We start from the raw sequence: 9,765 nt of genomic DNA, 5'->3' as shown, positions 1-9,765 counted from the left end.
GCGTGGTAGTTCAGGTGGGTTTCGGCGGCGATGGTGTTGGTTCCGTTGACCAGCAGGGAGAGTGGGACGTTGAAGGTGACCGGGGCGGCGTTGGCGTTGGAGGTGGGGATTGCTGCGGTGGCGTAGGTGTTGATGGTGACAGTGCCGGTGGGCATGCGGGTGCGGCCGACTTCGGTGCCGTTGACGTAGATGACGACGCCGTCGTCGGCGACGGTGGTGAGTTTGAGCGCGGTGACGGCGGAGGCGGTGGGGATGGAGAAGCTGCGCAGGAAGTAGGCGGCCAGGGGSCGGGCGCTGGTGGTGGCGGARGGGTTGAGGTTGGTTCCCARCGGRGTTGAGCCGTAGCCCAGGGCGCCGGGACCGGTGTTCCAGGCGGAGGAGTTGTAGCCGGRGTTYTTCCAGGCCGGGTCCGGTGCGGTGGTGCTGTACCGGTATTTCCACACTGATTTGGCGGGCACGACGACGTCGGTGACGGAGCCCGATACCCCGGTCCCGGTGCTGCCGTCTCCGAAGGCCCATCCGTAGCCGGTGATGCCGGCGTCGTCGGTGGAGGCGCTGGCATCGAAAGCCGCGGTCAGACCGGAGGCCGAGGCGGTGAACGACGCCACCGGCGCGGCATTCACCGTGAAGGGAACGCGCTGCACCGCAAGGACGGCCGAGGTGTCGACGACAGTCACCTTCAGCCATTCATCCATCGTTGCTCCGCCTTCCACCGTGATCCTGGAAAAGTTCGGGACCGGGGTGGTGAGTCCGTAGTACGACAGCCACGTCGACGACGTCAGCGGGCGGTCGCTGGCGAAGCTGTGAGTGTCCCCGTTGAAGAGGAAAACCGGGAGTTGATAGGCCAGGGATTCGGAGGCGAAGGCTTTCACCAACGGTTCGTAGGCGGTGCGGCTCGGGGTTCCCTTGAACATATCGGCCTGGGTCGTGAAGACCACGGCACGGCTGGCGTTCGCGGTGGCACGTTGGAAGGCAGCGTGAATGAGGGCAATGCCAGCGTCGGTTCGTGCGTTGACTTCGGCGGTCTGGGCACTCGTCGGCGCTGAATATCCGCTCCAGGTTGCCAGATCGTTGGCCGAGCCCACGATGTGCACCGCGGCGAACGTGAGGCCTTCCCGGTCGTAGAGCACGTTCTCCGGATAGCCGGACTGTGCCGTGACGCTGGCCGCGTTCCGTCCGAGCGTAGTGCCGGGAGCCGGGAAAAAGACCTGGCGCAGGGCGGCCAGGCGGTCGAGCGGATTGGCGGCACCCACGGAGGCACCCGAACAGTCGGCCCATTCATTGTCGCCGGGCGTATAGACCAGCGGATCGGCAAAAGTGTCGAAATTCGCCCTGATGTTCGCGTAGTACGAGTCGGAGCAATTAGGCGGGCCACCGATGTCGCCGAGATGGGTCACCAGCTGCACTTGGGGATCCGCATTGATCTGCCCGATCCGCTGCGGGAAAACGCTAAGCTGCGTGGAGCCGTAGGGAGTGTCCCCGATCACGGCGAAGCTGAAGGGGGTAGCGGCCGCGACCGTTTCCGCGGCGGCTGCGGTGAAGGTCAGGGACAGCGCGATGGCGGCCAGAGCTGAAACGAGCTTGAGCTTCACCGACATCTCCTCGCATTAGGACAGCTAATCCTGGAGACCGTTCCTGCCGCAATCACGGTTCGGGTGGCCCAGATCCGGGTGCCGGTAGCCGCTCCAAACCGTCTCGGGTACCGAAAGGCTACAAGTGGGGCATCCGGTTGTCCAGCACGCGTGCCGCCGTGAATTCGCACTGTAAATCCGCGCGAATCCGCGGCGGCGCTGCGGACTCACGGGACCTGCGTTCGGCCGGGGTTCGCCGGCCAAGTAGGGCCGGGCCTTTGCGAGTGGTCCGTACCCGCCCATCAATGGCCGGCCCAGTAGTCCGGGCCAAATACGCGATGAGACTGCCGGAAAAGACGCGTACTGCTTACTCGCGTGCCCGGCCGGAGGCACTCCTAGGTTTGTTTGATACATCCAGTCAGCAAACACCTCTGGGTACTGAGTAGGTCTCGACAATGTGCTCTTCGAACATCGGCTCCGTGACGGGCTTTTCCAGCTTGTCCTGGCAAGTTTCGGCGCGCTGCGGCCACCGTGTCCCGGCCGTCGGCCCGGTCGCAGACGGCGGGGACAGTGCCGGCCGAACCGCCATCCCGGCATGTGGCAGATTCGGCGGGCCGCAACTCAACTGGCAATCCAGCGTCCGCCTCGATTTGTACTACGTAAAAAAACTGGTCTCTCGCCGGCGACATCATCCTGCGGCCCAACGCCACGATGATGAAGAACCCAGCCGGCGCTTACTAAAACGGGGGAATCATGCCTTTGCTCAAACACGAGCGTCCCATCAGCGCCGAACTGTCGGATGCCAAGCTGGCCGCGGCGCTGGCTGAAGGGGCCGGAGACCTCCTGAGGACCCTGCAGGGCCGGGACACCACCTTCACCCCCAAATCCCTGGGCGCGGAGGGGGACAGGCGCTCCCATCAATTCCTGAAGAAGATGCTGCTCCGCACCCGGCCCAAGGACCAGGTCCTCTCCGAGGAGGCGCCGGACCAGGTCTCGCGCCTGCGGGCCGAACGGGTATGGATCATTGACCCGTTGGACGGGACCCGCGAATTTTCCGAAGGCCGCCGCGACTGGGCAGTGCACGTCGCACTGTGGCAGGAAGGCGAGCTGACGGCCGGCGCAGTCGCGCTTCCCCGGCTGGACATGGTCCTGACGGGCGAGGACGGCGGCGGATCCGCCGCTCCCCACACGGGTCTGAGAATGGCCGTGTCCCGGAGCAGAGCGCCGGAAATCGCCGGCTCCGTGGCCGCAGACATCAACGCCACCCTAATTCCGATGGGCTCAGCCGGGTTTAAAACGTGCGCCGTCGCCAGCGGCGAAGTCGACCTTTACCTGCACGACGGCGGCCAGTACGAATGGGATTCCGCCGCACCCGTCGTCGTCGCCCGTGCCGCCGGACTGCATGTGAGCCGCCTCGACGGCTCGGCACCGCGGTACAACCAGGAAAACCCCTACCTCCCGGACCTGCTGGTCTGCCGCCCGGAACTCAGCGGACTGGTGTTGGCAGCAATCGGCAGGGCAAAACAGCAAAGCCCCCAAACGAAAGGACACGCCGGTGCGTGACGTGACCGAAAGCCCTAGGCGCATTCTTTCCCAGCTTGAGGTTCTCGAGTCCGAGGCCATCTACATCCTCCGGGAAGTGGTGGCGGAGATCGAGCACCCGGCGCTGATGTTTTCCGGCGGGAAAGATTCGATCGTCATGCTGCACCTCGCCGGTAAGGCGTTCGCTCCTGCCCGTATACCGTTTCCGGTGCTCCATATCGACACCGGCCACAACTTCCCGGAGGTGCTTGAACTCCGGGACCGCATGGTGGCCCGGTACGGATTGAACCTGGTGATCGGATCCGTTCAGGACGCCATTGAGCGTGGGATTGTTCGGGAAGAGCCGAACGGCTCCCGGAACCGGATACAGACCCCGGTGCTGCTGGAAACGGCGGAGAAGAACGGCTTCACCGCCCTGCTGGGCGGTGCCCGCAGGGATGAGGAAAAGGCCCGGGCCAAGGAGCGCATCTTCTCCTTCCGGGACGAGTTCGGCCAATGGGACCCCAAGAAACAGCGTCCCGAGTTGTGGAACCTGTTCAATGCCAAGGTCCACTTGGGTGAAAGCATCAGGGTGTTTCCGCTGTCCAATTGGACCGAGCTCGATATTTGGGAGTACATCGCGGCCGAAGGCATCGAAGTGCCCTCCCTCTACTACGCCCACCAGCGCGAGGTTTTCGAGCGCAACGGCATGCTGTTCGCAGCTAACGAGCTCTGCCAACCCGCCGCCCACGAGCCGACATTCACGGAATCGGTCCGCTACCGCACGGTGGGGGATGCCACCCTGACCGCCGCCGTCCGATCCCATGCCGACACCGTAGAGCTGGTCCTCGAAGAAGTCGCTGCCTCCCGGATAACCGAACGCGGGGCAACCCGCGGCGATGACCGGGTCAGCGAAGCGGCGATGGAAGACCGAAAGAAAGAAGGCTACTTCTGATGGACCTGCTGCGATTTGCCACTGCCGGATCGGTCGACGACGGCAAGAGTACCCTGATCGGTCGCCTGCTGTACGACTCCAAGTCCATCTTCAGCGACCAGCTGGAAGGAGTTGAGCGGACCAGCCGTGAAATGGGCTCGGAATACACAGAACTGTCGCTGCTGACGGACGGGCTGCGGGCCGAGCGGGAACAGGGCATAACCATCGACGTCGCGTATCGGTATTTCGCCACCCCGTCGCGGAAATTCATCATTGCGGACACCCCCGGCCACATCCAGTACACCCGGAACATGGTGACCGGGGCCTCCACCGCGGACCTGGCGATTGTGCTGGTAGACGCCAGGAAGGGACTCGTTGAGCAGAGCCGCCGCCACGCCTTTCTGGTTTCCCTGCTCCAGGTTCCACACCTTGTGCTGGCCGTCAACAAGATGGACCTCGTGGGTTACTCGCGCCAGGTCTACGAGGACATCCGGCGGGAGTTCACGGAGTTTGCGGCAAAGCTGCAGATCGCAGACCTGACCGTCATCCCCGTCTCCGCCCTGCACGGGGATAACGTCGTGGACCGCTCGGAGAACATGCCCTGGTACGAGGGCGGTTCACTGCTCAACCACTTGGAGAACGTATACATCGCCAGCGACAGGAACCTGGTGGACGGACGGTTCCCTGTGCAGTACGTAATCCGGCCGCACACCAGCGAGCACCACGACTACCGCGGCTATGCGGGCAAGATCGCCGGCGGGGTGATGCGAACCGGGGACGACGTGATCGTGTTGCCCAGCGGGCTGCCCAGCCGCATCGCGTCCATCGAAACCGCCGATGGTCCGGTGGACGAGGCGTTTGCGCCGATGTCTGTGACAGTCCGGCTGGAGGATGACATCGACATTTCGCGCGGGGACATGATCTGCCGGCCGCACAATCAGCCGAGCGTGTCCCAGGATATCGATGCCATGGTCGCGTGGATGAGTGAGGAGCCTCTCCGGCCCGGGCAAAAGCTGGCCCTCAAGCACACCACCCGCAACACCAGGGCCCTGGTGCAGTCCGTGCAGTACGAACTCAACGTCAACACCCTGCACCGGGACGAATCCGCCCCCGAACTTGGGCTGAACTCCATCGGCCGCGTCCGGCTGCGGACGACGACGCCGCTGCTGACCGACGAGTACCGGCGGAACCGTGAAACGGGCGGATTTGTACTGATTGACGAAAACACCCACAGTACCGTCGGCGCCGGAATGATCATCTGAAGCCACTGGCCGGGGCCATCACGCGTCACTTATCGGGGAGGATCAAAAGCAATGAGGTCAGGGAAAGTTTTTCAGGAGGGTCCGCGTGCTGCGACACCGGGCACTGAGCGGATTCTGCTGGTGGGTTCCAGCGGCGGTCATCTGGCGCAGCTGATGTCGCTGCGCCCCTGGTGGTCTGCGCATGAGCGGGCGTGGGTCACCTTTCCCACCGAGGATGCGAAGTCGAACCTCGAGGCGGAGACCGACGTTTCATGGGCGTTCTCGCCTACTACACGCAATATTCCCAATCTGCTCAGGAACGCCTGGCTTGCCTATCTCGTGATTCGCCGCTTTCTCCCCACCGTCGTCGTCTCCACCGGCGCCGGGAGCGCTTTCCCGTTCTTCGTCGCGGCCAGGGCTCTGGGCATCGCGACTGTGTACATAGAGGTCTTCGACAGGGTTGAGAGCCCCACCTTGACCGGCCGGCTCTGCCGCCCCTTCTCGGATCTCATGCTTGTCCAGTGGCGGGACCAACTTGGTCTGTACCCGGATGCGCAGTTGCTGGGAAGACTCCTCTGATGAGCAGGGCATCCAGGACAATAACGGTACTGGTGGGAACCGACTGCCATCCGTTCAAGAGAATCATCGACTGGGCCGACAAGTGGGCCCAGGCGAATCCGTCGGACCGGGTGATGGTTCAGTACGGCCACAGCGCACCACCGCGTATTGCCGCCGGCCGGGACTTCGTCTCGCCCAAGGAGCTGGCCAACCTGTTGGAGAGCAGTGAGATCGTCATTCTTCACGGTGGCCCTGCCACGATTTCAGAGGCGCGAAAGGCCGGCCACCTCCCATTGGTGTTTCCCCGGGACCCGCAATACGGGGAACATGTCGATGACCATCAGCAACGGTTCACGCGCTGGTCCGCCGAGAGGGGCCTCGCCATTTGCGTGGAGTCGGCGCCGGAACTGGACGCCCATGTGGCCGCGTCGGCGGAGAACGGCGCGGGAACCCGTCTCCTGATGGAGACCGAAACCTTCGGCGCCGACGAGGCCGCGCAGAAGCTGGCCGCACTGCTGCACAAGCGCCGGACCTCGACGAACCGCGCCTCCGTCGGAGCGCCCGTGGTGCTGTATGTTGCTGCTCCGGCCCACTCCGTGGACACCGTGCTGGAGTCGGTCGGGGGCCGCGCCTCAGTGGCTGTCCTCGGCGATACGCGCCAGCTCTGGCAGCGCGGCATCCTCGACAACGAGGATTGCAGCTGTGGCGTTCCCTTCCATGAGTGCGGGTTCTGGAAGGCCGTCGGCAAGTCCGCGTTCGGCGGTTGGGACGAAGTCGATGTCCGCGGTGTCAGCAGGCTTGCCGACGCCGCCATGCCGGCACGGAGGTTGGGGCCGGCGGCGCTGGCTGGAAGGCGGGAAGGACGGCTGCAGCTGGCCCGGTACAGCGGTTATTACCAGGCCATCTATGCTGCTGCCAGGGATGTCTCAGGTGCAGACGTCCTGGTCGACTCAGGCGAGGACCCAACGCTGGCCTACGCGCTGAGCCATAATCGAGAGATCGACCTCCGATTCCTCGAGATCGCCACGGCTGCTCCGTTCTGGTCCAAGACGCGGACCGCAGCCATGCGGGACAAACCGTCCTGGCTGAGCGCAGCATGGGCGGCCCACGCATTGAGCCGCCACCACATTCCCCGGGCCAGCCTGCCGCCGTCGGCCGCAAACGATAAGCAAGTCGTCGCAGGGGCCTGGACCGAGTTAGGACTGCCCGGTGGCAGTGCCGGCGACGGCGCCGCCGATGGTGCCGCTGGCCGGATCGGCCGGCCCACGGGGCCGTTCCACGCCATGGCTGCACGTCACGCCATGGCCGCCCGTCGCACCAACTCCGTACCCGACCCCGTTGCAGGGTGGTGATGACCATGGACCGGGTCACGGCCATAATTGCCACGAGGGACCGCCCGGAGATGCTGCGACAGGCGGTCAGCGCCGTGCTGGCGCAGACCTACGCCGGATTCATCGAAGTCCTGGTGGTCTTCGACCAGTCCGACCCTGACTATTCCCTCGCCGAGGAATCAGCTTCCCGAAGCGTGCGTGTTCTGACCAACGGGCGGAAGCCGGGACTGGCCGGTGCCCGCAACAGCGGCATCGAGGCAGCAACGGGGGAGTTCATCGCGTTCTGTGACGACGACGACCTCTGGCTAGGGCACAAGATCGAGGCGCAGGTGCAGGTGCTGGCGGACAGTCCCGGCACTGAGTTCGTGACCTGCGATATTACGGTCTCCTACGACGGGCAGTCCCACGACCGCCCGTTGGGGAAGTCCTGGATCACTTTCGTCGATCTGCTCCGCGACCGGCACACAGAACTCCATCCCTCGACATTCCTGATGCGGCGCTCCGCCGTCCTGGACGGGTTCGGTCTGGTGGATGAAGACGTCCCCGGCGGATTCGGCGAAGACTACGAGTTTCTCTTGAGGGTCTCCCGCCGGGGGCCGATTGCCCACGTCCGCCGGGTTTCGGCCATGGTCAGGTGGGGGAGCCAGTCCTTTTTCTTCCGCCGCTGGCAAACGATGTGTGATGGTCTGTCATGGATTCTGGACAAGTACCCGGAGTTCGACACGGTACCCGCCGGGGCTGCCCGGATCAGGGGCCAGTTGGCGTTCGCCCACGCGGCCATGGGTGAGCGGCGAAAGGCCCTGCGTTGGGCGGTATCGGCTGCCCAACGCAATCCCTTGGAACCACGCGTTCCCCTGGCTGCCGCCGTCGCGTGCGGCATTGTGACTCCGGCCCGCGTTATGGAGGCACTCCACAAACGGGGCCGCGGCATTTAGCGGCCGGCGCCGCCGGTCAACCGCTGACCAGCTTCCGCCAAGCCGCGGCGGAAGGCGCGTCCGTCAGGCGGTAGTCGCCGATCTTGACCGCGGAGTCCCAATACGCCACGAAGAGGGCATTGTTGTCCTTCAGGTACTTGCCGACCTTGGTAAGCCACGCACCACGTCCCGCCCCGCTGGGGTCCGAGGGAATGAGCCGGCTTCCCGTCTCGGCAATGCCGAAGGGCTTTCCCGCCCCCTTGGAGACCGCAACGACGTCTCCGTAGACCTTGGCCGGGTCCGGGTAGGTCGAGGGACCGGCGACGCTCCCGGCGTCGTTGTAGGGATCCCAGGCCAGGACGTTGATGTAGTCGGCCCCCGGGTAGTAGTCCTTCCAGTTCAGCTTCGAAGCCGGGTTCACGGTCCATCCCATGAGGATCAGCGTGGAGTGCAGGTGCTCGTTGTCCGCCTGGTCCTCCAGCCGCGCAATGTGCTGCCAGGCCGCGCGGTAGGCGGCCGCAGTGAATTTGCCCTGGGCGATTTCGGCCTCGGGTTCGTGCACGTAGGACCAGTAGGTTTCCTGGTCCCGCGGGGCCGTCTTGAACCAGGCCAGCAGGGCCGCGTCATATTTTCCTGCCAACACGTCTGCCGGCGGCGGGCGGAAGGAGATCACCAGGGATTTGCCCTTCATGGTGCTCAGCGAGGACCAGCTGGAGGGAACCGTGTTGTCGAAGAGCCGGACCGTGCCCAACGAACCGAACCGGCCTTCCTCCCGCGCCAGGGCCTCCTCACGCGTCCCGCCGGAGCTCGACTGGCCCAAACTCGAGCCGAAGACGGTCTTGCCCGGGGCGGGAGCAGGGGTGCCAGGCGGCGGGGTGGGAGCCGGGGTGCCAGCAGGAACCGCCTGAATGGAGACGTCATCCATCTGAAGAGACTGGCCCGGCTTCAAGCCCCACGCCAGGATATTGAGATCCATCGACGAGCCGCTGTAGGCGGCAGTGACATCGAAGGCGACTTTCGTCCAGTTCTTCGTCGTCAGGTAAAAGGACGAACCGGTGAGCGGGACGTTGCCCTGTTCCTCGCGGATCCGAACCTGGCCCGATATGCCAGGGGTGTCGGTGCGGACCCAGGCGCTCACGGCGTAACGGGTTCCGGCCTTGGTGGACTTGACCGTATTAATACTGTCGTTCAGCACGGCGGTCTGGCTGCTTTTGGTGGTCAGCACGACGGCATGCGCGCCCCCATGGCCTCCGTTGACAATGGCAAGCTGCTGATTGCTGCTGTCATTGGTCCGCCAGCCCGAGGTGCCATTTTCGAAACCGCCGTTAACCACCAGTTCGGCCGTACTGGCCTGAAGCGGAGGGGCGCCCACCGCGGCAAGCCCCAGGGCGATTGCCACGGTGGCGCCGCCGGCGGCAAGTGTCCGCCGGCCGGTGCTCCGCGGCGCCGCGGCGGGCCGGGTCAGAGGTGTTCCCTTGCCGACGGTTGAGTTGTCTTTAGCGTCTTTCAATCGATTCATGAAGTCACTCCTGGGCCCGGAGGGCGTTGATCACGATGCACAGTGAGACCCGGCTGCGATCAGGATTTGTGAATCAGGCCAAGGCGGCCGTGTTGATTGGAAGAGACGTTACAACACATTTGTAACAAATTCCCACCGGCGCAGCACTAATATTTTGATCGTGCCAAGTCAGGAGC

8 protein-coding genes are annotated in these 9,765 nt (G+C 64.6%); 6 read left to right on the top strand and 2 right to left on the bottom strand.

The genetic code is table 11. The features are described 5' to 3' along the window. Window positions 1–1,592: PKD domain-containing protein (locus tag AC1DH3_RS06325; RefSeq protein WP_476908831.1), on the bottom strand; the 1,592-nt coding region annotated here is incomplete at its 3' end. 732 nt (window positions 1,593–2,324) lie between these two features. Between AC1DH3_RS06325 and AC1DH3_RS06320 the strand changes: the two genes are divergently transcribed. The 6 genes from AC1DH3_RS06320 to AC1DH3_RS06295 are packed head-to-tail and all read left to right on the top strand — an operon-like array spanning window position 2,325 to window position 8,091. Continuing rightward, window positions 2,325–3,134, top strand: a complete 810-nt coding sequence (locus AC1DH3_RS06320; protein ID WP_441417819.1) for a 3'(2'),5'-bisphosphate nucleotidase CysQ — start codon at window positions 2,325–2,327, stop codon at window positions 3,132–3,134. After that, window positions 3,127–4,047, top strand: a complete 921-nt coding sequence (gene cysD / locus AC1DH3_RS06315; protein ID WP_441417818.1) for a sulfate adenylyltransferase subunit CysD — start codon at window positions 3,127–3,129, stop codon at window positions 4,045–4,047. Before AC1DH3_RS06320 ends, cysD begins: the two co-directional genes overlap by 8 nt. Further along, entirely contained in the window at window positions 4,047–5,288 is a 1,242-nt protein-coding gene (locus AC1DH3_RS06310) for a sulfate adenylyltransferase subunit 1 (RefSeq protein ID WP_441417817.1), read from the top strand. Before cysD ends, AC1DH3_RS06310 begins: the two co-directional genes overlap by 1 nt. 51 nt (window positions 5,289–5,339) lie before the next feature. Beyond that, window positions 5,340–5,846 carry a PssD/Cps14F family polysaccharide biosynthesis glycosyltransferase gene (gene pssD, locus AC1DH3_RS06305; RefSeq protein WP_441417816.1) on the top strand — a complete coding sequence of 169 codons (507 nt, stop codon included), beginning with the start codon at window positions 5,340–5,342 and terminating at the stop codon, window positions 5,844–5,846. After that, window positions 5,846–7,177: a glycosyltransferase gene (locus AC1DH3_RS06300; protein ID WP_441417815.1), complete on the top strand. Its 1,332-nt coding sequence runs from the start codon at window positions 5,846–5,848 to the stop codon at window positions 7,175–7,177. Before pssD ends, AC1DH3_RS06300 begins: the two co-directional genes overlap by 1 nt. Continuing rightward, a complete protein-coding gene (locus AC1DH3_RS06295) occupies window positions 7,177–8,091 on the top strand; it encodes a glycosyltransferase family 2 protein (RefSeq protein WP_476908830.1) in 915 nt (304 codons plus the stop codon). The genes AC1DH3_RS06300 and AC1DH3_RS06295 overlap by 1 nt, the downstream gene beginning before the upstream one ends. 16 nt (window positions 8,092–8,107) lie before the next feature. Here AC1DH3_RS06295 and AC1DH3_RS06290 read toward each other — a convergent pair whose 3' ends face one another. Then, window positions 8,108–9,589 (bottom strand): carbohydrate binding domain-containing protein, encoded by a 1,482-nt coding sequence (locus tag AC1DH3_RS06290; RefSeq protein ID WP_476908829.1) that lies wholly within the window; start codon window positions 9,587–9,589, stop codon window positions 8,108–8,110. Window positions 9,590–9,765: the final 176 nt, after the last annotated feature.

The sequence above is a fragment of the Arthrobacter sp. 05L428 genome (assembly GCF_056397665.1).
Note: the sequence above shows the minus strand (reverse complement) of the source record. Positions and strands in the feature narration are given on the sequence as shown.

Coding starts and splice junctions, on each gene's coding strand:
- AC1DH3_RS06320 (WP_441417819.1), top strand. CDS start 2,325: ATGCCTTTGCTCAAACACGAGCGTCCCATCAGCGCCGAACTGTCGGAT.
- AC1DH3_RS06310 (WP_441417817.1), top strand. CDS start 4,047: ATGGACCTGCTGCGATTTGCCACTGCCGGATCGGTCGACGACGGCAAG.
- pssD (WP_441417816.1), top strand. CDS start 5,340: ATGAGGTCAGGGAAAGTTTTTCAGGAGGGTCCGCGTGCTGCGACACCG.
- AC1DH3_RS06300 (WP_441417815.1), top strand. CDS start 5,846: ATGAGCAGGGCATCCAGGACAATAACGGTACTGGTGGGAACCGACTGC.
- AC1DH3_RS06295 (WP_476908830.1), top strand. CDS start 7,177: ATGACCATGGACCGGGTCACGGCCATAATTGCCACGAGGGACCGCCCG.
- AC1DH3_RS06290 (WP_476908829.1), bottom strand. CDS start 9,589: ATGAATCGATTGAAAGACGCTAAAGACAACTCAACCGTCGGCAAGGGA.